Source organism: Pseudomonas sp. D2002, from assembly GCF_013385735.1.
Classification (GTDB): domain Bacteria; phylum Pseudomonadota; class Gammaproteobacteria; order Pseudomonadales; family Pseudomonadaceae; genus Aquipseudomonas.
In genome coordinates, this window is record NZ_JACAPL010000005.1 from 51511 (window position 1) to 74113 (window position 22603).

Genomic DNA, 22603 nt, shown 5'->3' on the forward strand with positions numbered 1-22603 from the left:
TCTCAGTACCGCGAGCGCGCCTCGCGCTTGAGGCCACAGGGATGAAACTCACTCAGTGATGGATTCGAAATCTTGGCAAACCGACGCGCAGCAAAAACACCAAAATCGTTCAAGCGGCCAATCCCATACGGTCGTCCAAAACGATGGTTCACGAAAGCGATCGCTGCCGTGGCATCGCTTGGACTTTTCAGTTTGGCGATAACCACAACCTACAATTTTTTGGTAGGGGACGTAACGTTATCGTTCGTCAAACCACATGGCCGCTACTACGACTTCGACCTGAAAAACGATAGTTCAGCAGATCAAATCGTTAAGCGTTTCAAAGTAGATTACCCACCGCAAAAGCCCATTGCACATGCCACTCGCCCGATTGTCGCAAAAGCTTCCGGCGCAGGGGGGTACGAGCTGCCAGGTGGCAACAGTGGCTGGATTCCAGTGACTGAGTTCGACGAACTGAATGGGTGGATTTTACCTGCTGATAAAGTCACCCCGTTTATCATGCCTCCGACGAACAGCAAAAACTACCTGCAGTTGGATGCGGCGGTGTTCGACATCACGTTCGAGACAGAGCCTGCAAACGCTACGTTGAAAGTCATTGATGACATTTTGAAAGCCCTCAAGTTGCGCAATCAAGTCACACAACAGAGATATTTGGTCATGGATAATCTTTGGATACCTACCCGCGCTCTCAGCGTCGCCGAGGCAGTGAGGCTTGCATGTAGAGACGATGACTCGCTATCAGACCAATTGTGCCCTGCTCACACAGGTGGTTGATCGATCCTTGCCTTGGCGGGTGGCCAACGAGCCTCACACCTACCGTTCGCTCTCTGAGCCGACCACCATTGCAAGCCACTTATCCCGGTGACTGGCTACTCGCTGCACTGCTCGAACACCGTACTCAAGGAATTACAATGAGCCGAGGCAAAGAGTTCTTCCAGGGAATGACGAAGACGCAACTGAAAGAGATGATCCAGGGGAAGATCGCAGAGGTCGATTTCGGACAAGAGTTTGAGTCCTCCATCATCGCCGACCTAATTCATCAGAAACATTACCACTGTGCAGCGCAAGATCTGCGCCCTACCCGCTTTCGAAAGCTACCCCGCCCAGGAGCGGTTTACGATTTCCAAGGCTACTTTCCGGGTCATGGCTGGCACGGAGTCTCATGGACGCAGTGCATCAACCCTCGAGACGAAATGGCTTGGTTGGATCGCGCACTCCGGGATGCTGCGCATCCTATAATTTCTAGCTACAGAGCGATGCATCCTGTATGTGAACGATGCAATAACAATCCGTCTACCGAAGTTGACCATGTGTCCCCCGAGTTCAAGGTTATGGTCGCCCAGATCATTCAGACGCTCAGCACTTCCCAGATTGAGGAAATATTTTCCCGCTTCGACTGGCTCGACGAAGAGCCGTTCTCTTTACCGACAGGACACTCTGCGTTACAGCTCCTCCATGATGCTCACCAGACCGCAACTCTCCAAGCGTTGTGCAAACCGTGCCATGTACTCAATGGCAACGAGCGCCGGCGCCGAACAATTTAGATGCTCGCTATATGGCAGAGAAAATACCTCGCGGGATAATTCTCAGCCCCTGACACTGCTGGCAAACGAGCCCTGTAGAAAGGCTCCGTAGGGCATAATTCATAGATCTTACGACTACGAATTTGAGACCCAGCATGTCTCATGAATTCGTCCTCTCCGCAGCAATCAGCGCAGGAAATTCGTGACGTCATGACCAATGTTTTGAGGCTTGCGAAGAACGACCACGGCAGAGACTTCGTGGTCGGTGATATCCATTTTAAGACTATCGATCTTCACAAAGGTCTTTACGCGCTCGGCTTCGACAAGGAGGTTGATAGGGTCATCGCGGTAGGTGATCTCATTGATCGTGGCCCCGGCGTTTTGGATGGTTTGAAGCTACTCGGTGAGCCTTGGTTTTATACAATCCAAGGCAATCACGAATGGATGCTGATAGACGCGTATCGGCGAGACCCTAGTGCCCGATATGCCTCACATGGAGCTGGCTGGTGGTCGACGATCGCTGATGAATCAAAGCCGATGATTATAGAAAGGCTTGAAAGCCTCCCTCTGGCGATCGAGATCGAAACCGTGAAAGGTCTTGTAGGGGTCGTGCATGCAGATGTTCCCACTGGCATGGCGTGGAGTGATTTTGTCGGAAGCCTGGATAACCCTCAAATTGCAGAGATCGCACTGTGGGGGCGTGAGCGCATCATCAAGCATTATCGCGAGGGTGTTAAAGGCGTTTGGAGGATATGCGTCGGGCACACTTGGATACCCTCCCCTCTACGCCTTGGCAATGTACTGGCGCTAGATTGCACCGGTGGCGGTGATGGCCCGCTGGCGATTTACTGCGTTAAAGAAGACAAGATTTATGTTGACGGGCGTCCGACATCGCTTGATGCAGTTGAACTCGTAACAGATCAGTTGCAGAAGCTCGAGCACACCGTGGCCAACCTCAGCAAAACAGTTCACGAGAACAAGCTCATTGAGTCCCAAGGTTTAAGTCTTGAGGCCGAGACTCTGATCAAGCAAGCACGGTCGACCTGGCTGCCACTCATGGCCGAAATAAGCGAGTCTCAGAAATTTGTTAACGCACTGCATGGGGTTAGCTTGCTCACCGGGGATCGCAAAACCGCGAAATTTGAAGAGCTGAAAGCTAGGTATGCTGAGACGCAACTCGGAGATCTGTTAAACCGATTGTCGAGCTTTTGAAAAGGTTTTCGAAGCCCGAAATTCGCATCCCTCAGCGCTCATATAAGTCAATGATCACATAGGGCTATGCGTTCCTGGTCGTAGTCAACTGATCGAGCTAAATCTGCTCGGGACAACACAGAACAATCAGGAGCGACTACGGCGACTCAAGACGTGCGTCAGCAACAGCTCACTCCCTTGTTGACCCGTAAGCTAGGCAACAGTAGCATCCGGCTAAGCGATTACCTGAATCGCGCGGTCGGCACGCAAAGGCTTTGTCACAGGTGATACACCCTCCATATCCACGCATTCGACAGTCGTCATTCGCGGGCAGCCGACACCGCTAACGACCGGAGTTTGCGATGATCCTTCCCGTTTTCCCTGTTGATCTTGAACGTCACACAGGCCTGAAGAAAACCGCTCGCGTTCTCTTCAAAACCTGGCCGGGCTTGAAGCCCATCAGTCACTCTCAAGCACTAACTGTTATCGCCAAAGGTCTTGGCTATAAAAGCTTCCATCACGCCAAAGAATTATCCTCGTCTTGGCCCGACGCCCGGCCAGGCATGGAGATCACCGAAGTCGAGTGGAACATCTCAGAGGCAATAACTGCTGAACTCCAAGCGCCAGGAAACCCTAAAGTGGCCATCAACCTAGGCAATCTCCTGGCGTACATTCAGACGCTCCCTTTGCACCATCTGAGGATCTTCAAGATCTACCCAGAGTTATTGGATGGCCGGAATTCATTCCCGCTCCTTCCACATGATGCACATTCACCGTTTGGAAAATTTCAACACAGCCCGATTTTCCCCCTCGAGGACGAATGGCAGATTTTCGACAACGATGACATTGGTCAGTAGGAGCGATCCTAATTGCAGGAGAACTGTGATTCGGGGGTCAAATAGAATGCAACAATGTACTTATGCGATGGTTACGCCAGAGAAGGTGCGACTCGGCTAAACACACGCACCTAAGGACGAGAGCCCCATCGGCCCAACCACCGAATTACCTTGGCTATTAGCCGTCCAAATTGCATCCTCTTGCCCTACCACTCTGATCATGCCGAAGGATATGATGAGATGTGGGTGTACCAGGGCGAGAGGTTCGCTACAGCACTCGGAGCGAAGGACTGTTAGAGGCGCTGATGAAAATCACCAAAAACCTGAACACCTACGAGATCGAAAGGCTTTATCCGGTCTTCCAAAATGACGCTTTCCTCCGCCTCCCCAAGAGCATGAGTCACGGGGGAGTATTCGGTGTGGACGCAGCAATCGCGCAACTGGTCATCACGTGGGCCCGATCCCACGATCAGAGCGTGCTGCATCTCTTTGCTGACTCTGAGAGCGCTCCTGACCAGATCCTGCAACTGGGCAAGACAGCTGCCGGACTCGCAGCGCTGATCATGTCTTCCAAAATTGAGACTGAAACGCACGAGCTCATAGAGAAGCGTGCAGCGTTGTTTGTCATCAGACCCCTCATTGAAGCGATGTTCACAGGAGACCTTCGCAATACCTCAAGCGAACGGGGTGCTCGCCCAAAAGTCATCAATCTCTTCAGCATCAACTTCGCAAAAATGGAGTTCATTAAGCCGTTTTACTACGGCGGGGCTTCGCCGCAAATTCACTCCCACTCTGCATTTGCAAGCCTTCTGGAGATGTCGTCGGCTCTGATGCATACGAGGCAGGATAAACAGGCGCTAGTCCGGGGAGGTTTACCCGCACTTGGTAGCGTGCTTGCGGAGCTGATAGCGAACGCGGATCAACACTCAGTTACCGATGTATACGGGGTGAAGTACAAGAAAGGACTTCGAGGCACCTCTGTTAAGGCTAGCCGTATCAAGAAAGACGAAATTAAAGCCATTTCGGATAAAGAGTCGCAATTTGCGCTATTCGCTATGCGTAACATGCTCAAGGACGCGGAGTATCTTGATTTCATAGAGATTTCAGTCATCGACAGTGGGCCAGGGTTGGCACGCCGGTGGCTGTCGGCGAAGCTAGGATCACCGATAGAAGATTTGAGCGAACTATCCATCGCAGAGGAGGTTCAGGCCACTCTCGAATGTTTCAAAAAGCACGTCACGACTAAGGACTCCGCTACCTCAGGCATGGGGTTACATAACGCCGTGCAAGCGCTTAACAAACTCAAGGCGTACATTCGCCTTCGCACAGGAAGAGTTTGTTTCTATCAGGCTTTCCAAGGTCAAGACCAGGTCGTAGATTTCAACCCGAAAAACTGGAGCGGTGACACCCAACTGTCTGCAGCCGAAGGCACTGTCTTCACCATTTGCATTCCGGTGAACTGAGATGCCTGAACTATTCGATTTCGAAGTCTCCCTCACACCTGCCCATGATGCCGAACCAGCTCACGTAGTAGTTTTTTTCGCCGGCCCAGACCGGATCACTGATGCCCACATCACCGAAGCCCTTCAAAAACGGCTAAACGAGTACATTCTTCCTGACCATGTCACATTCCTAGTGCCCGATTGTCACCGAACTTGGATTCAGGAGGAATGTTCCGAGAAGACGTCACCCCTGGCAATCGCATTAGAACGTCGCGCAACCGGGGGTGCACCGTCCTATGGTTTCACCTTCTTCAATGAGCATGGGGAATTTACAAAGTACGTAAAGGTCGCCGGGAGCGACAGAGGAATTGGCAAGCTCATACTTCAAGCGTCTGATAATTTCGTCCAGGCAGGAATGAAGAAGCTCGTCAAATGCACCTCTGTTTTGACCAAAGCGCCGGCCGGTTTCTTATTTTCAAAACCATCTTCACGAGCCTCTAACTATTTTATCCGAGCCGAAAACCTGCTCACCGAAACGCTGCATTCGCACTTCTTGGCCTTCTGTTGCCTGAAGGTGATCAAGCATGCCTCCAGCGACGGACTGCGAGAGCCAGAGACGATCTATCTAGACACCATGGCATTCCTGCCGGTAGCGCTCTCCATCCAGTTGTTCCTAGCCAAGTTCGGTAAGGAAACGATCCGGAACATCAAGTCATTCCATTCCCATGACGGCCTCAAAGACGGCACGCTTGCTGATGGCGCTGCGTCCCTCTGCTTGATTTCCGCTTCAACAAATTGCGGATTGGCCAAAGAATGGGTCAAGGTCAATGGAGCTCCAGCGGGCAGAGTTGCTACGTTCCTGTCGTTTCTCAGCGAATCAGACTCATGCAACGTGCTGCATACGATCGAGAAGCCAGAGGACTTTGAGTCGGTAGCTGAAACTGAATCAACCGAGGGACGTAAATTAATTCGCATTCATGGCGAGCGCTTTGTCGCGCAACACACCGAAACTCGGCTTCTCAATATCAGCATGGGACACCTACCAGACGGGCTTCAAAGCAAGTTTTTTTCGTTCATGGGTAAAGGTCTTTTTACCTGCTTTAGTCAAATTCCAAATAGGGAACGCTACCGAACTGTCCAGGTTGACAAGGACAAGCTCGTTCGCACTCCGGACTTCGAGACATGGTTCCAAAAAGTGCTGATGGAGGAGTCTCCCGCATCCACTTCTCTCATCATCCATGATGACGATGAGGCTAGTATGAGGATGGCCACGGAAGCCTTGAAATTTCTCGAGGCCAGAGGTTTGAAATGCGACGTTGTAAGCGCCTCAGATTTTGACCCCAAAGGTAAATTCCAAGGATCGGTGATCGTAGTCGCTGCCGCTGCGGAACGAGGCACTTTGCTGCTCAGTATCAGCCGTCGGCTTAGGTCAGCACAGGAATCCGGCACGCGTATTTACCTGGTAGCGGCAATGCTGGGTCGCTCTTATGAGTTGATGGCGGAGCTTGCCGCGAATCTGACCCAACCACCAAAAGGCAGTCGTAAGTACGTTTTCAAATCTTTCATCGAAATACCGGCGGCAAGTCTGGCTTGTAATAGCCATTGGCAACAGGAGCAAAAATTGTTAACCCGCTTGATCTCCTTCGGTGGAGCAGGCGTATCGGCCAAAGTCAAAGCGCGCGTTGATGCGTTTGATAAAGCCGGAACATTCGGACTTTCTGATGAGGCGTTCTGGCCGAGTGGTTATCAGCCCGGTCAGATGATGCTGACTAAAGGATTTGCCTTTGTTAGCGGCGATAAAGACGTCACCGTGGCAGCTTGCACCGATATCTTTCTCACCATTTTGTGGATTCTGCAGAACGCTAGAGAAAGCGCCAAGATCGACCAATCAAAACGTCTCGAATCAGGTGAGCTACAACAGGTACTACTCTCTCCTGAGATTTTCTCCCGCTACGATGATGGAATCATTCAAGGGGCATTTCTGAGAGCCGCGCTGCCTACGGAGCTAGACTACAGCGCCCACGAACCACATAGCGCTTCCATGGCTGACATCATTTTGCGAGTTGTTCAGGGTCATGGTTTCGAGCGTGGTGACGCTTCCATGGAATTCATCACTGCATTGGCCATTGGTAAGATTCGTCTTCACAAGGAAGTGGATGAGAGACTGCGGAGCAAAATCAAGATGGCTCTAAAAGACGTGGTAGCTGACATCGAGCATCTGCTTGGAGAAGATTCCCCCATATAGCTCCCAGACTCCTGCTCTAAGACTAGAATGGCTTGTGGCTGGGCTCCCGAGACCGTGCTTGAGCTGGAAGAGATTTTCTATGAACACCTTCGCTATCTCCACATCTGTGTAGGCAACTGCGTTGCGTATGGATCTTTGAGATGAACTGACCATGACAAGCCATTTAAGCTGGGAAAGGGTCATTAACAACGATATGCATCGGCTCGAGTTCGGAGCCTGCCATGTCAATTTGGCCTGGCGACGTCATAGATCCAGCAAAGCCAAATTTCTAGGTTTGCGCTCTGCGTTCGTAGATAGCCCACACCGTTTACCTATCCTGCTACAGGAAGTGGGGGCAAATGTGAATGCTCGAAACTATCCGGAGCGTGGCCAGGCAGTCTTCGCTGCTGTGTGGTCTGCGCGCGGTGACTGGGCCATTCTTTGCGATGCGACACACGCTGCACTTGTACCCAAAACAGCACTCGAAGGCATCCCTCAAACGAATAGAAAGGATGAGGCGATCGTTAAGGAGCTGAGAGCGCTCATGGAGACCACTCCAGAAAACCTACGTTGCATGCTAGACGCAGCTTTCTTGGAGCGTTTCACTGATTAAACACCAGCCGTAGATGCAATCGGACTGGGGGGAATCAGCGCCCTGCGCTCAATCATGATGTGTGCAGCCCTGCAAACCTTGCATGTGATCAAGCCGTCTCGACAAGGAGGAATAAATGGGAAGCAAAATTCCTGAGGCCAGGAATGCTTTTGGGGCAAAAGTCAGTGCACTGCAATATGAGAGCAGTCCTGTAGGGCAATTATCTTGCCCATCCAATGGATGCGATGCGCGCCTTTCCTTCGTCAAGCGACACGACAGAAGATACTCTACTAAGACGATTGAGGTGGCTCCTTGCTTCAGGCTCAAGAAGCAATTCAGCCACGATGCGAACTGCAAATACAACATTGGTGGACAGCTAAGCATCATCGCTAAAGAGTCATCCTCAGACCTATTTTCGGCCATTTCAGCATCGAAATTTGAGTTTCACCTCCACATACTCATCAAAGCACTATGGGAGCTTGATGACACAGAAGTAGAGGCCCGGGGACGCGGCTGGGGATCTCCAGAATCTAAAAACAAGGCTTATGGGAACAAGGGCCGTCTCACCAACTATCTCAAAACATTGAGCCAGATACTCGAGCTGCGGGCGTTATGTGAAGACAATGACGAGCTAAAAAACCTCGTTACGCTGAAATCCAAAGAAACTACCATCCCATGGAACAAGTTCTATTTCGATCACAGTAATCTTGGCGACTTCACCCGATGGTACGGAACAGACACTCTGACAATCCCGTTGGCTATCGCTGGGTACGTCCAGGATATCCGCCTTCCTAGCGATCGTTTCCCGTATCACGTAGCGGAGCTAACCTCTCCCTATGTCGAGCCCGACCAAAATGGCATCGTCCGTAAACCGGTACCTCAAGTCATTTTAAAGCAGTCAGCACTCGCCTCCCTCCTCAAGCGCCACCACGAATACATTTTTTTTGGGCAGTGGAAAGCGCGAGTCCGGCAAACGAGGGGCCGTGAAGATGCCACTCAGACTTGGCTCTTCGAGAACATCGAAATGTACATTGACCAAGCGGATCATTTCATCGAATGCTGATTCGAGCGGCATCCAGCTTTGCAGGGCAATTATGAAATGAGTTACGCCGCTATCCTCGCTTATGGCAAGCGGAGCGCGCAGGCCTAAGGCCGGAGGCGTGCGGATGGACGCCCGTAAGGGCCGAGACTCGGAACGAGGCTCGGTTCACGACAGCCATCCCGTAGGGCGCGTCACCAAAGGCTGTCACAAGATGACCAGATAGTAGTGTTTACATTCACCCAAAATCAGGTTGGGTAGGGAAATGTATTGCCGATAACCCGATGGAAAATCACTGCAGAAGCAGAGGTGTTGGGTGGAGCGTTCGGGAAAGGCGCAAGAACTCACGCAAGCTTGAACGACCATTGCCTCGCTGAAACGTGGCCAGCACATAGCGCGAATTCTCGGTCGTCATCACCCAGAAGCGCCCCTCGCGCTCGACTTTCAACACATCAGAAGTCCTGATCAGATGACCATCACCAAATCGACCATATCGGTCTTTACGCTTGTGGCCGAAGACCACACCGATGCCTGCACGTGCCTTAATTGAAACTCCACACAGATAGGCCGTTACCGGTAAATCGAAGCCCTGCGCCTCAGCCTTGATAATTCGTGTGAGATCGAAATCAGTATGGCGTTTCCCATGAAAATTGACGTCTAACGTGTCGAGCATGATTGCGCTCCAGTTGCAGTTCGTAGGGCGTTATCAAGAATTGCGCACGCAACCAGACGCGCTGGTATCGTGCAGAAATCTTGGTAAATTTCAGACTGATCGAATCATGCTCGAGAGAAAGATTGGGTGAAGGTCTGTCAGCGAATCGATTTGAAAGCCTAGGCGGTGCGAGTTGTGGTAGACAGCTCCTCTCTCAACCTCTATCAGGCAAACCTCAAAATCACTGTCGTAGCCGAGAGTTACTTTTGTTACGCGCTCCATATCCCATCCGCCCCTTTTGTTCATCCATGCCGGAGTCATAACCTGGACATCGACTAGCTCTTGTTCATCGCTCTGGGTCACGAGCATGTTCTGCAACCTGTGCTCACCCTCAATCATGTGAGCAAGTTCAGTGCTTCGCCCCTGCTCGCTCACGCGGACAGTGAGGTGGTACCAGTGAGTTCTGAGAATTCGTGACACGCTATGCCAATGCGCAAGCCCTTCACCAAAGATCCCCGGGACGCCGATAAGATCTGAGTCTTGTGTTCTGAACATGGGATGTCCTTTGCTTTGCAGAGCTCATATAGAACGGAAATTAGAAGAAGGAAAAAATGGTCTTGAGAATGGCAGTTTGCTCATGCCCCGCCCCCATCAGGACGTAAATCGTATTCTTGGTCTCGAACATGACGCCGTCGTCGAAAGCGGTACACATGCTAGAACGCACCCAATCGCCAGGTTGAAAGCGAGCTCGCGAGTCCACTACCACCTTCTGGGCAAACAGTATGAGCGGTAGGTGATCAGCGGCATGAACACGCATGAGCTCTGCAGGCGTGAGATCGGCTCGAAAGATTGTCCACTCCTCCACCAGGCAATAAGCCTTGGGTGGCGCACGCAGAGCTAGCGTTGCAACGATCTCTTCCACCGAAGCTGAAGAGCCCTCTCGGATTTCACTGCCTCCCAGGAGAAGGTCACTCTGGACTGGGCCGGTCAAGCTAACGCTCCATCATGGTTATGCATCAATTGACAGCGACGAGGTTGACACCGTGCTGCGACAAGCCGAAAAATCAGCAAAATCAACATGCGAATCACTATATATATTTGTATGTTGATTGGCAAACGCGGCATACCGTCTCTTTTTGAAGAGTCGCCAAGATGTCACTGCGCCGCCCTTACGCAGCCGTACTCCAATTACTACGCACATCCAAAGGGTTGCACCAGTACGCGATCGCCAGCGAGGTTGCCCAGTCGTTTGTCAGCAACCTTGAGGCTTCGAAAACCACAGCCACCGTGGACTCCACGAAAGCCCTAGCTGACGCCTTACAGGTGAATGCTGTAACTTTCTTCGGATTAGTCATCGCAGCCAGTCAACACCAGACTCCTCGCGAGGTGATGCTTTCAGCCATCGCTGAAATGGAGGCACTGGGATTGGCGGATAGCGTTCTTCCTGCAGAGCCTCAGAAGCTAGAAGCGCCAGTTGTGGCTGAAGCTCGGGAGAGGAAGGATCAGGTTCAGCGATTGAAAGCTCAGGGCTACAGTCGTGCCCAGACAGCGCGGCAGCTTGGCTGTTCTTGGACGACCGTTGACCGGCTGTGGGTGGCCAATGATCCTGCTGACGACACTTGAGCTTACAAGCCCCTATTCGGACATAGCGACATTCGACAGCCGGAAAAACCGACATCATGGCCTGAGTTGTCAAAACCAAATCCAAGTGCGACGGTATAAGCTCCATCAGTAAGCTTGGCGCGGGCGCCGGTGACGTGACGAAAACAATGGAGTGTGGAAGTAGATGAGTGCGTACGAGCTAATCAAAGACTTGGAAAAAAAGCTCACACTTTATAAGGATCACCATGCAGTAACGTCGCAAGTCCGGCCAAACCGAATACATGAATTGTTAGCGGACTTAATCTGCAGAGCGACTATCTACCCTCGGCTGTTAACACGAAAGGTAGTCAAAGGGTTGATCGAGGACAGGCAACCTTGGCCAGCCGTTGATAGTGGCGAATACTGCCTAGCTTATCCCGTCAGCATCAAAGATCTAGAGGAAGCTAGAATGATCAGCTTCCCCCATAACAATCTGTGTGTTCAGCGTACCGTCACAACGTCACCGGAAATGCCCGTAACACTGCGCAACCAATTACACGCTCACGACCTTCTTTACGACGTGTCTTATCGCGGCGGAGAACTGGAAGCTCCTCATTTAAGGATTTCTAAAAGCAAAATCACCCGCGACGAGCTTGTACTGCTGCAGCCAAACCTAACCTTGACGGAAGATCACGTAACGCTTTCAATCAGCGATGATGATATCTTTGGCGTTGGCACCTTCGTATGGAAGAGGCTACGTACCGAAATTACGGAGATTAAAGAAGCCTTTGAAGAGTACACGACTAGGATGCGCATGGCGGCTGACCGGCCGTACGTCTTCGAAATTGACTTCGACCATCACGTAGACTTAGACGAATTTCTTGAGTGCGCGCTCAACTACATAATTACCGATGAAAGCCTGCGTGCAGATTGGGAAGGCTGCGCTGCCGAAATCGCGATTGGCTACAACCGCGTTGAATCGTTGACACAGATACAAACAGCCAGTGCCACCACTGAAATCGTGTATAACGACTCACTAAACTTAAGTCCGCTAGCTGACGTGATAAATAACTTGGTGCACAAGCCCAGGAATACTTTACTCGAAAAAATCACGTGGTTCGAGGAAGGCTATCGAGGAGGCTTTCATGATCGGGAGCGCGTATCCGACAGTCTAGTTTGGCTAATTATAAAGCACGAGAGAAACACCTACTCGCGCCATTCTAGTTTTCCTCTCACCAAAAAATTGATTGATATTTCCTCTACCTCACCAAAGCTAATAAATCTTTTGTTCACCCATGTACATGACGCTGCGTACCTGTGCTTCCTACTTTCTCATAGACCAACAAATCATATAGGGTTGATTGGCCTGTACAAAAATATTTCCAGAATCGGGCGTCCTATCTCCGATAAAGTTGCATACGAACGTATATGGCAAGATTTGGTGTGGAGTCAAGGACTTGAAATCTATTGCCTGGCTTACGAGGATCATTTCGAGTACACAGACATACATTCTGCGATTGATTCGATCTGCGAAATGGTCGCATGGTTCGCCGATCACGAGATCACCCGAAGTTCTCGCACACAAGTAATCGCAGACACCCGCCTGTCAAGTCTACGAAACGCTATCACCTCGATAAGCTACCTAGCACCGCATGGCGATAAGCATAATTTAATTGAAAACCATCTCCCGCTTCTAGCTGTTATTATCGAGCAACGCGCCACATTGAACCGAAAGGCGTTTGAGCCTATTCCTCTAGGAGAGTGGATCATCGCATTCTGGGCAATTGAACTAACCCAGAACAATCCAAACTTAGAAAGCAATGAGTCTTTGAAAAAACTCTGCGAGGTACTCATTTCAAGCTATTTGAATACCCTAAAAGAGAGACTTGATGGTCGATGGTATGGTGGTGATGACCCATTAGCGATTGATGAACTACCTTGGGGCCAATTTTACGAACACTTGACAAAAGGGCAACGAGCCAAGTGGATATTCGCCTTAGAAACTTGCGATGATCGAGAAAAAAACCTATTGACGGAAAAATCGAGCAACCTGAACTCAGCGGTGAGACTTCATCTGCGGGTTCTACTTCAGCTCTTCACCGTAGCCCGAGACAGTCAAACTAGAAATGACATTAGCTCAGAACTCATTTCTCTCACAAGACGGTTTGGTTTCGCACATGACCATTATTCTGGCGCTTTAAACTACTCCAATGACAACTCTGACTACAGCCCCATTCGTCTTTGGCCGACATTTTGCGAAGCCGTAAACGAGTTTAACGATTATCAATTTTATGATCTTATTACCGCACTTGCCCCTGCAACTACTCCTTTGAGCGCACTATTAACATTTTTGGAGAAAACAATCCCAGAGCAAAGAAAGGGGCAGATTGAATCCATCATCAAGGGGCGGGATATAGAGCAAGAGTCACCGAACTGGATTCCAGAAATCTTTGAGATTGTTCTCAAGGCTGCCAACAACGGCCATATTGACATTGCCAAACACTTCCTAAATTCCATTAGAAACTCCGCGCATAAAACACATAAAAACAAGATTGAAGAATTAACCGATAAAGTAGAACTGAAAAGTATATTTGACAACGCAGAGCCCGACATTAAGGAAAAGCGCGAACTAATCCGTAACTTTAAGACAGCAAACGACTCCAAGGAGGTCGTAAGATCAGTCAATGAATTTAAAAACTATCTCATTGCAAGTCTCAACATAACGATCGATAGCGATACATCTATTAGACAGTTTGCTCAGTTGGTTAAAGCCGCACCAACCCTACAACATGCCACAGGCCTTATCAAGAGCGCCTTATCTGCCCCAGCATCTCCTGAGTCTTCCAAACAGCTTAGAGGGCATTTCAAGACATGGGCGTCTATTTTCAAGATGTCTAGCCCTGATTTAAAAAAGTCCGAACTTCCAGATGAAGAATTACGCAGCATACTTCAGCTTTGCTTGAAAACCACGCACCTCAATGAATTCGGCGAGTTCTGGGGCATGGCTACAACCCGACAGCGAAATAGCTATCAGTTCGCTGCCGAACGAGCCGAGTATTTATCGAGATCGGGGCGCCGGCATGAGGCACTCAGTTACATTCAAACTCTTCGTTCAGATGAGACTGTGCTCCCACCTTTTGCGATAGACGAATTATCGAGCATCGAATCGAGCCTCCTGTCTCAACAGACTAATTACTTGCCTCAGCTCACTTCTTCCCAAGGCCCTACGATCAATTCAGTACAAACTGACCTTAGAACTAGCTGGCTGAGAATTCGCGCCCTGAATGCTAACGACCAAAGCCAGATTTTGATGGAGCCTAATAATTCGATTGACACCTATCTCCTTCAGATAATAGAGCAGGTAGGAAATGAGCTCTTGCTACGAAATGGAAATCTACTTCGGAAGAAAGCTGATGCCGGATCTTCCGTAATACCGCTGGATGATGAAGACATGATCAATGACTGGCTCGTATCGTTGATTAAGCAACGTATGAACTTTGTTGGATGGACAGTTCATGATCAATCACGGATGGGCTGGTCAGCTTCAGGCCAGCAAGTTGGTGAAACTGACGGATGGATTCAGGACGGCAATGGAAATCTTGTGTCCGTGATTGAGGCTTTTCGATTAGGCGATAAAATTGATCGAACCGTAATCAAGAAGCACCTAGATAAGGTATGCGGATATAACTCTACGGGTACTAGCCCCATATTTATCGTGATTTATACAGCTTCTGACGACTTCCCTAAACTTTGTTCCGAATATGAAAAGTACGTTAGAAATCTGGAGTACAAAGGCTTTGAAATAGGCAGACCTCGAAACCTCCGTCGTAAAATTATGCATATGCCAAAGGCAACAGCTTGGTATTACGAGGAAATACGCTACGTCAATGACACCGCTATAAATGTGTACCACCAATTACTTAATTTGAAGCCGCCATCACAAGCGATATGATTTGCCGAGAGCAGATTTGGCAGGAGGCTGAATCTGCTATAGAGATCCGCCAAGCTAAAGCGTAATCAGTTAAATTCTATTTCCCTTCTCGTAGATCGCCCGCCTTAAGCAGGCGCCAGGGGCACTGTGAAGCGCTGTGACAGTGAAAAGCTGTGTATAGCCAGTCTGCCTATGCCGCCAGCGATCACGTGGATCAGAGCGCGCCTAGCAACGTTACTGGTGGTTTTACATCCGGCGATCTCCTTCTCATCTCTAAGAACACACTGCATCACCCGTTCCTGACGAGCGCGGAATGCCAGGACGTATCTCCCTAGATCTGGATTTCTAAGGCTAATGTAAACAACGAAAAGCCCGGTTCTGCTGGCTTTCAGGCCACCGTCGCCCCTTCAAAGGAGCGACGGAATACTTAAAAAACGGTCGAAGGCCGATTCTCTGTTTACATTTGGACGGAAAATGCGTCAAATTGACGTTGGTTTACAATCTGACAACGCGTAGGCTAAAAAGAGTCTGCGGGCGAGAGGATTTTCAGCGAGAGCCCATTGAAAACGGGCCTGACGTGATCTAAGCCGACAATATGGTGGTAAAGCCCGTCCGTTTACATCCGAAACCCTTAAAAAACAAGTTGTTGGTAAAGCGGTCGCAAATCACCACGGCGCCACGTGCCAACGCCGGGCGAATCACTTCGGCCAGGTGCTGAGCGCGAGCGGCGAACACCAGCAGCAACTCGGTGTCCGGGTTCATCTGTTCTTCACCTGGAGCCAGCAGCACTTCACGAATGCGTTCGGCCAGCGGCGTGCCACCGGGCTCACGGGTCAACACCACTTCGATGCCTTCGGCGCGCAAGCGCTCGGCCAGGTAATCGCGGTTGGTGCTTTTGCCGGCGCCTTCCGGGCCTTCCAGGGTAATAAACAAGCCAGTCACAGGCAGTCCTTAGTCAGAGTCATTGCGGGCTTTGCGGCGCGGCGGTATCCGGCGCAGGCTCGGCGGGCTTTTCAACCGGCGCTTGGGCTGGCACTTCGGCAGGCGGCGCCGCGTCTTCCGGCGGTTTCACCGCCGGTGCCGGGCTGGAACGGTAATCGGCACGGCGCTTGAGCTGGAACTCGCGCACGGCGGCATTATGCGCATCCAGGTCATCGGAGAAAATATGGCTGCCATCGCCACGGGCGACGAAATACAGGCTGCTGCCCGGCACCGGGTTCAACGCGGCATGGATCGCTTCGCGGCCGACCATGGCGATCGGCGTCGGTGGCAGGCCTGCGATCATGTAGGTGTTGTACGGGTTGGCTTCCTTGAGATGGGCGCGGGTCAACTTGCCGTTGTAGCGCTCGCCCAGGCCGTAGATCACCGTGGGGTCGGTCTGCAGCAGCATGCCGATCTTCATGCGTCGCACAAAGACGCCGGCGATCTGCCCGCGCTCTTCCGGCACGCCGGTTTCCTTCTCCACCAGGGAAGCCATGATCAGCGCTTGGTAAGGGTCGGTATACGGCGCATCGGCGGCGCGCTTGCTCCATTCTTGAGCGAGCACATCATCCAGGCGGTTGTAGGCTTTTTTCAGGAATTCAACGTCGGTCATGCCGCGCACGAAGCGATAGGTATCCGGGAAGAACCGCCCTTCGGGAAACACGCCGGGGTGACCGAGCTTGTCCATCACTTCACTGTCGGTAAGGCCCGACAGGGTCTGCACGATCTTTTCATGCTTGGCGAGCGCCGAACGTACCTGGCGGAAGTTCCAGCCTTCCACCAGCGTCAGGCTGTACTGCACCACTTCGCCGCGTTGCCACAGGCCGATCAAGCCTTCGGCGGTGAGGCCTGGGGTCATGCGGTATTCACCGCTGTGCAGCGGCTGGCCGTCGAGATTGAAGCGCCAGTACAGACGCAACCAGAAGGCGCCATCGAGCACGCCTTCGGTTTCGAGGCGATTGAAGGTGCCCGTCGGGGTCGCCCCGGCAGGCACATCCAGCAATTGTTCCTGGGTCAGATTCAGGGGCTGCTTCAGCGCAGAGTCGAGCTTCCAGGCCGAGAAGCCCAGCAGCAAGCCTGCCGAGACCAGGCCGATCTGCAGCAGTAAAACCAGTTTTCGTATCAACTCAAATTTCCAATAGCGCGCGAACAATGCCCTGCAGTTTACGGGTGAGCGGCCCAACCGACCAGCTCATCGCAGCGCAACCACGCACCGGCCAAATGCCATAGACGCTGTTGCACACAAAGACTTCGTCGGCCTGCTGCAACTGTTCAACGCTGATGTCGGCCACGGCCAGCGGGATGCCCAGCGCTTGCGCCTGGGCCAGAATCTCGGCGCGCATGACTCCGGCAACCCCGCAACGATTCAGATCAGCGGTCAGTAACACGCCATTGCGCACCAGGAACAGGTTGCTGAAGACGCCCTCGATGACGCGCCCGGACATATCCAGCATCAAGCCTTCGGCATGCTCGGCATCCTGCCACTCGGCGCGGGCGATCACTTGTTCAAGACGATTAAGGTGCTTGAGACCGGCCAGCAACGGCTGCTCGGCCAAGCGGGTGGCGCACGGAAACAGGCGGATGCCGTCAGTTCCATGAGCGTCGGGATAGGTAGCGGGCGGATTGCCCTGCAAGATACGGCGCACCGGCGCGCCGGGGTTGATGCCATAGCCGCGCTGGCTGTCGCCGCGGGTGAGGATCAATTTGAGAACACCGTCGCCGAGGGCGGCGGCATAAGCCAGCACTTCGTTGCGGATCAGCGTGTGATCCGCCACGAAGGCAAGGCGCCTGCAACCCTCATCGAGGCGCTGCAGGTGGCGGTCGAGCAGCACAGGCTGCCCAGCCGTGACGGCGATGGTTTCAAACAAGCCGTCGCCGTACGCCAGGCCGCGATCTTTCAGGGGCACGCTGCCCGCTGGCTGACCGTCGACCCAGCTGTGCATCACTGCGCGAACCGGCGGAACACCAGGGAGCCGTTGGTGCCACCAAACCCGAACGAGTTGGAGATCACCACGTCGATCGGCATCGGCTGCGCTACGTGAGGCACGAAGTTCAGGTCACAACCTTCGTCCGGCTCATCGAGGTTAATGGTCGGCGGAGCGACCTGATCCTTGATGGCCATCACACTGAAGATCGCCTCGACTGCGCCCGCCGCACCCAACAGGTGGCCGGTCATGGACTTGGTCGAACTGACCGCCAGCTTGTAGGCGTGCTCACCGAACACCGACTTGATGGCTTCGGCTTCCGCCAGGTCGCCGGTCGGGGTCGAGGTGCCGTGGGCGTTGATGTACTGCACCTGGTCGGCGTTGACCTTGGCATCACGCAAGGCGTTGGTAATGCAACGCGCAGCCCCGGCACCGTCGGACGGCGGCGAGGTCATGTGGTAAGCATCACCGCTCATGCCAAAGCCAATCAGCTCGGCGTAGATGGTGGCACCACGCGCCTTGGCGTGCTCCAACTCTTCCAGCACCAGCGCACCGGCGCCGTCGGACAGTACGAAGCCGTCGCGGCCCTTGTCCCACGGACGGCTGGCACGCGTTGGCTCGTCATTGCGCGTCGACAACGCACGGGATGCGCCGAAGCCGCCCATGCCCAGGCCGCAGGCGGCCATTTCGGCGCCACCGGCGATCATCACGTCCGCTTCGTCATAGGCGATGTTGCGCGCCGCCATGCCGATGCAGTGAGTGCCGGTGGTGCATGCCGTCGAAATGGCGTAGTTAGGCCCCTGTGCACCCAAGTGGATAGACAGGAAACCGGAAATCATATTGATGATCGAGCCCGGTACGAAGAACGGTGAAATTCGACGGGGGCCGGAATCGTGCAGCGTGCGGCTGGTTTCTTCGATATTGGTCAAACCGCCAATACCCGAACCCATGGCCACGCCGATGCGATCACGGTTGGCGTCGGTGACTTCCAGGCCGGCATTACGCACCGCCTGAAAACCGGCTGCCAGGCCGTATTGAATGAACAGGTCGAGTTTGCGGGACTCTTTGATCGAGAGATATTCCTCGACGTTAAACCCCTTTACCGAGCCGCCAAAACGGGTGGAATAGGCAGAAAGGTCCGTGTGTTCAATCAGACCAATACCACTGTGGCCAGCCAGAATGCCCTGCCAACTGCTCGGCACATCCGTGCCCAGTGGCGACAACATACCCATACCGGTGACTACGACGCGTCTACGCGACACAGCACTCTCCTTTTTCTAATGACGACACTTCGCTTCGACGCTCTGTTTTCAACAGAGCTAAAGAAAAAACCGCACGCCGTTACAGCAGTGCGGTTTTTCCCTAACAGCAAGCGACGACTACAAACTATTACGCCTGGTGGGCAGTAACGTAGTCGATAGCAGCTTGAACAGTAGTGATTTTTTCAGCTTCTTCGTCCGGGATTTCGGTCTCGAATTCCTCTTCCAGAGCCATCACCAGCTCAACGGTGTCAAGGGAATCGGCACCCAGGTCTTCTACGAAGGAAGCGCTGTTGGTCACTTCTTCTTCTTTAACGCCCAGTTGCTCGGCGACGATTTTCTTGACGCGTTCTTCGATGGTGCTCATACCTTGTTTAACTCCTAATGGACAAATTCAGGCAGCTGGCCAGTGGGTAAGTGTATAGAAAGCCATTTCAGCTTTTCAACTGAAAGCGTAACCCTGTACCCGGTCGACCACCTGCCTATAAATTAAGTTGCAGCTTTATAACGGATTTTAGACAGCTCGTATGACATTTTTTTGAAGCGATCCGTCACAATTTAACTCATGTACATCCCGCCGTTCACCGGGATTGTAGCCCCAGTCACGTATGCCGCACCGTCGGATGCCAGGAAAGTGACCACGTTTGCGATCTCTTGAGCCTGGCCCAGACGGCCCAGCGGAATCTGTGTCAGCAAGGCTTCACGCTGTGCTTCCGGCAGTTCGCGGGTCATATCGGTGTCGATGAACCCTGGGGCCACCGAGTTGACCGTAATCGAACGCGAACCGACTTCACGTGCCAATGCACGGCTGAAACCTTCCAGACCGGCTTTTGCCGCCGCGTAGTTTACTTGGCCTGCGTTGCCCATGGCACCCACTACGGAGCCAATATTGATAATTCGACCCCAACGCGCCTTGGTCATGCCGCGCAAAACCCCCTTGGACAGGCGAAACAGACTGTTCAAGTTGGTATCGACCACGTCGTACCACTCGTCGTCTTTCATGCGCATCATCAGGTTGTCGCGGGTAATACCGGCGTTGTTCACCAGAATAGCCGGTGCGCCGAACTGTGCTGTGATTTCAGCCAGTACCGCAGCAACGGACTCATCGCTGGTCACGTTCAGCTCAAGGCCGGTGCCCTGCACGCCGTTTTCTTTCAAGGTGGCGGCGATACGCTCGGCACCCGAGGCGGACGTAGCGGTGCCGATGACCACGGCGCCCTGACGGCCCAGTTCCAGGGCGATCGCCTGGCCAATGCCACGGCTTGCGCCGGTAACCAGTGCAACTTTACCTTGCAGACTCATGCAGGCTTCTCCTAAGTTCGGGGATCAGGGATTCAGGCCAGTGCCGCACGCGCGGCAGCGAAGGCATCCGGGGTATTCAGGTTGGCAGTCGACACACCGTCGGCGCAGCGCTTGTTCAGGCCGGCCAGGACTTTGCCCGGACCACACTCGACCAGCTCGGTGGCGCCGTTGGCGGCCAGGGTCTGGACCGACTCAACCCAGCGCACAGGCTTGTAGAGTTGCTCCAGCAGGTCGCGCTTGAGGGTGTCGAGGTCGGCGGCAACGGCCGCGCTGACGTTCTGCACCAGCGGGATCTGTGGCGCCTGCCAGTTGATGGCGGCGATGGACTCAGCAAAACGCTCGGCAGCCGGGCGCATCAGCTCGCAGTGGGACGGCACGCTGACGGGCAATGGCAAGGCGCGCTTGGCACCAAGAGCCTTGCACCCTTCGATGGCACGCTCAACCGCCGCCTTGGCACCGGCGATCACCACCTGGCCAGGGGAGTTGAAGTTCACCGCACTGACCACTTCGCCCTGGGCCGCTTCGGCACAGGCTTGGATCACAACGGCATCGTCCAGGCCCAGGATAGCGGCCATGCCGCCCTGCCCGGCCGGAACGGCCTCCTGCATCAGTTGGCCACGACGCTCGACCAGCTTGACCGCTTCACCCAGGGTCAGGCTGCCTGCAGCCACCAAGGCGCTGTATTCGCCCAGGCTGTGACCGGCCACGTAAGCCGGGCGCGCGCCGCCTTCTGCCAGCCACAAGCGCCACAGGGCGATCGAAGCGGTCAGGATGGCTGGCTGGGTTTTGTCGGTTTGATTGAGTTGTTCTTCCGGCCCCTGCTGGGTCAGCGCCCACAGGTCGTAACCCAGGGCATCGGAAGCTTCCTTGAAGGTTTCCAGGATCAACGGATGTTGCGCGCCCAGCTCGGCCAACATGCCGAGGGACTGCGAACCCTGCCCTGGAAAGACGAATGCGAGGGATGTAGACATGTAACAAGCCCCTAATGATCTGGTCGTCAAAATAAACGCTCCCGATTTTGAGATGAATCCAAGGGTGGGAGCGCACGAAACTGACAGATTGGATGGTCAATTGAACTGGCCGGTCACATTTAAGCACTCCCGGGCCAATTCGCCTAAAGCAACAGATCCTCAAGACGGCCATGCAAGCGTTGCGGCAGGTTTTCCTGAATCTCGATCAACGCCCGCGCAATCGCACTTTGGAAGCCTTGCACACCTGCCGAGCCATGGCTTTTCACCACAATGCCCTGCAAGCCCAGAAAACTCGCACCGTTGTGCCGCGCCGGTGCCAGGTCAGCCTGCAAGCGGCGCATCAACGGCAGCGCCAGGGCGCCGACCATGCGTGACGCCAGGTTCTGCTTGAACAAGGCCTCGATACGCGTGGCGATCATAGTCGCCAAGCCTTCGCTGGACTTGAGCAGGATATTGCCGACAAACCCGTCGCACACCACCACATCCGCTTCGCCGCGATACAAACCATCACCTTCGACAAAGCCGATGTAGTTCAAGCCCAGCGCGCCTTGCAACAAGGTGGCGGCGAGCTTGACCTGCTGGTTGCCCTTGATGTCTTCGGTGCCGATATTCAGCAACGCCACCCGTGGTCGGGTCACGCCCAACGCCTCGGCGGCCACCGAGCCCATCACGGCAAACTGGAACAGGTGCTCGGCACTGCAATCGACGTTCGCGCCCAGGTCGAGCAACTGGCAATAACCTTTCTGCGTCGGGATCGCCGCGACCATCGCCGGCCGGTCAATCCCGGGCAGCGTCTTGAGCACATGCCGCGACAACGCCATCAACGCCCCGGTGTTGCCGGCACTGACACACGCCTGCACCTTGCCGTCGCGCAACAACTCAAGGGCCACCCGCATTGAAGAGTCGGGTTTGCCGCGCAGCGCTGTCGCCGGCTTGTCCTCCATGCTGATGGTTTCGCTGGCTGGCGTAATCGTCAGGCGCGCGCGATCCACCGCCGGATGGCTGGCAATCAGTTCTTCAAGAAGGGAGGGTTGACCGACGAGGGTCAGGTGCAGCGAGGGCGTTGCAGACAGGCTGGCAATGCAAGCCTGAACAATGCTGCGGGGACCGAAGTCCCCGCCCATTGCGTCAATCGCGATGACTTGAGCAGACAA

19 protein-coding genes and 1 pseudogene are annotated in these 22603 nt (G+C 53.4%); 9 read left to right on the forward strand and 11 right to left on the reverse strand.

The features are described from left to right. Nucleotides 1-72: 72 nt before the first annotated feature. From HX783_RS10835 to HX783_RS10865, 7 genes are all read left to right on the forward strand, one after another. The gene (locus tag HX783_RS10835) at nucleotides 73-774 is read left to right on the forward strand and encodes a hypothetical protein (RefSeq protein ID WP_177016878.1); all 702 of its coding nucleotides are present in this window, start codon (nucleotides 73-75) and stop codon (nucleotides 772-774) included. A gap of 137 nt (nucleotides 775-911) precedes the next feature. After that, the gene (locus HX783_RS10840) at nucleotides 912-1544 is read left to right on the forward strand and encodes a hypothetical protein (protein WP_177016879.1); all 633 of its coding nucleotides are present in this window, start codon (nucleotides 912-914) and stop codon (nucleotides 1542-1544) included. A gap of 141 nt (nucleotides 1545-1685) precedes the next feature. Next, nucleotides 1686-2735: a metallophosphoesterase gene (locus HX783_RS10845; protein WP_177016880.1), complete on the forward strand. Its 1050-nt coding sequence runs from the start codon at nucleotides 1686-1688 to the stop codon at nucleotides 2733-2735. 341 nt (nucleotides 2736-3076) lie between these two features. Beyond that, nucleotides 3077-3571, forward strand: a complete 495-nt coding sequence (locus tag HX783_RS10850) for a hypothetical protein (RefSeq protein WP_177016881.1) — start codon at nucleotides 3077-3079, stop codon at nucleotides 3569-3571. A gap of 284 nt (nucleotides 3572-3855) precedes the next feature. Then, a complete protein-coding gene (locus HX783_RS10855) occupies nucleotides 3856-5013 on the forward strand; it encodes an ATP-binding protein (protein ID WP_177016882.1) in 1158 nt (385 codons plus the stop codon). Between the two features lies 1 nt (nucleotide 5014). Further along, complete coding sequence (locus tag HX783_RS10860) at nucleotides 5015-7237, forward strand: hypothetical protein (RefSeq protein WP_177016883.1); 2223 nt, start codon at nucleotides 5015-5017, stop codon at nucleotides 7235-7237. Between the two features lie 707 nt (nucleotides 7238-7944). Beyond that, nucleotides 7945-8871, forward strand: coding sequence for a hypothetical protein (locus HX783_RS10865; protein WP_177016884.1), 927 nt, complete (start codon nucleotides 7945-7947; stop codon nucleotides 8869-8871). Nucleotides 8872-9139: 268 nt separating this feature from the next. Here HX783_RS10865 and HX783_RS10870 read toward each other — a convergent pair whose 3' ends face one another. The 3 genes from HX783_RS10870 to HX783_RS10880 all read right to left on the reverse strand — a co-directional run bounded on the left by HX783_RS10870 (nucleotide 9140) and on the right by HX783_RS10880 (nucleotide 10490). Then, the gene (locus HX783_RS10870; protein WP_177016885.1) at nucleotides 9140-9520 is read right to left on the reverse strand and encodes a hypothetical protein; all 381 of its coding nucleotides are present in this window, start codon (nucleotides 9518-9520) and stop codon (nucleotides 9140-9142) included. Nucleotides 9521-9610: 90 nt separating this feature from the next. Continuing rightward, complete coding sequence (locus HX783_RS10875) at nucleotides 9611-10054, reverse strand: hypothetical protein (protein ID WP_177016886.1); 444 nt, start codon at nucleotides 10052-10054, stop codon at nucleotides 9611-9613. 40 nt (nucleotides 10055-10094) lie between these two features. Next, on the reverse strand, nucleotides 10095-10490 hold the full coding sequence (locus HX783_RS10880) for a hypothetical protein (protein ID WP_177016887.1): 396 nt from the start codon (nucleotides 10488-10490) through the stop codon (nucleotides 10095-10097). A 161-nt stretch (nucleotides 10491-10651) separates the two neighbouring features. Between HX783_RS10880 and HX783_RS10885 the strand changes: the two genes are divergently transcribed. Both HX783_RS10885 and HX783_RS10890 read left to right on the forward strand, forming a co-directional pair. After that, nucleotides 10652-11122, forward strand: a complete 471-nt coding sequence (locus HX783_RS10885; RefSeq protein WP_177016888.1) for a transcriptional regulator — start codon at nucleotides 10652-10654, stop codon at nucleotides 11120-11122. Between the two features lie 427 nt (nucleotides 11123-11549). After that, nucleotides 11550-15032, forward strand: coding sequence for a hypothetical protein (locus HX783_RS10890; protein ID WP_256347144.1), 3483 nt, complete (start codon nucleotides 11550-11552; stop codon nucleotides 15030-15032). 600 nt (nucleotides 15033-15632) lie between these two features. Here HX783_RS10890 and tmk read toward each other — a convergent pair. From tmk to plsX, 8 genes and pseudogenes are all read right to left on the reverse strand, one after another. Continuing rightward, nucleotides 15633-15953, reverse strand: a pseudogene (gene tmk / locus HX783_RS10895) (dTMP kinase); the annotation flags it as partial. 19 nt (nucleotides 15954-15972) lie between these two features. Further along, a complete protein-coding gene (mltG, locus tag HX783_RS10900; protein WP_177016891.1) occupies nucleotides 15973-17118 on the reverse strand; it encodes an endolytic transglycosylase MltG in 1146 nt (381 codons plus the stop codon). Between the two features lies 1 nt (nucleotide 17119). Further along, nucleotides 17120-17935 (reverse strand): aminodeoxychorismate lyase, encoded by an 816-nt coding sequence (gene pabC, locus HX783_RS10905; protein WP_159959085.1) that lies wholly within the window; start codon nucleotides 17933-17935, stop codon nucleotides 17120-17122. Then, nucleotides 17935-19179 (reverse strand): beta-ketoacyl-ACP synthase II, encoded by a 1245-nt coding sequence (gene fabF / locus HX783_RS10910; RefSeq protein WP_159959087.1) that lies wholly within the window; start codon nucleotides 19177-19179, stop codon nucleotides 17935-17937. Before fabF ends, pabC begins: the two co-directional genes overlap by 1 nt. Nucleotides 19180-19306: 127 nt before the next feature. Further along, on the reverse strand, nucleotides 19307-19543 hold the full coding sequence (gene acpP / locus HX783_RS10915) for an acyl carrier protein (protein ID WP_016973676.1): 237 nt from the start codon (nucleotides 19541-19543) through the stop codon (nucleotides 19307-19309). 191 nt (nucleotides 19544-19734) lie between these two features. After that, complete coding sequence (fabG, locus tag HX783_RS10920; protein ID WP_015885432.1) at nucleotides 19735-20478, reverse strand: 3-oxoacyl-ACP reductase FabG; 744 nt, start codon at nucleotides 20476-20478, stop codon at nucleotides 19735-19737. Between the two features lie 32 nt (nucleotides 20479-20510). Next, the gene (gene fabD / locus HX783_RS10925) at nucleotides 20511-21449 is read right to left on the reverse strand and encodes an ACP S-malonyltransferase (protein WP_177016892.1); all 939 of its coding nucleotides are present in this window, start codon (nucleotides 21447-21449) and stop codon (nucleotides 20511-20513) included. A gap of 143 nt (nucleotides 21450-21592) precedes the next feature. Further along, nucleotides 21593-22603 (reverse strand): phosphate acyltransferase PlsX, encoded by a 1011-nt coding sequence (gene plsX, locus HX783_RS10930; RefSeq protein WP_177016893.1) that lies wholly within the window; start codon nucleotides 22601-22603, stop codon nucleotides 21593-21595.